2 tRNA genes are annotated in these 204 nt (G+C 49.5%); both read right to left on the bottom strand.

The annotated features are described in order from the left end of the window. Positions 1-11 precede the first annotated feature (11 nt). Positions 12-97 (bottom strand) — tRNA-Leu (locus HPY28_RS30240). A gap of 31 nt (positions 98-128) precedes the next feature. Further along, a tRNA-Lys gene (locus HPY28_RS30235) sits at positions 129-204 on the bottom strand.

Raw genomic sequence — 204 nt, 5'->3', positions numbered from 1 at the left:
AAGAAATTTCTTGGTGCGGTCGAGAGGACTTGAACCTCCACGGTGTTGCCACCACTGGCACCTGAAGCCAGCGCGTCTGCCATTCCGCCACGACCGCATATAAAATTCAATCTCTCGTTTTAAAAAACTGGTGAGCCATGAAGGACTCGAACCTTCGACCCTCTGATTAAAAGTCAGATGCTCTACCAACTGAGCTAATGGCTC

It is taken from the genome of Brevibacillus sp. HB1.2 (assembly GCF_013332495.1).
Classification (GTDB): Bacteria; Bacillota; Bacilli; order Brevibacillales; family Brevibacillaceae; genus Brevibacillus; species Brevibacillus porteri.
The sequence above is the reverse complement of the archived record's forward strand: the minus strand, read 5'-3'. Positions and strand labels throughout refer to the sequence as shown.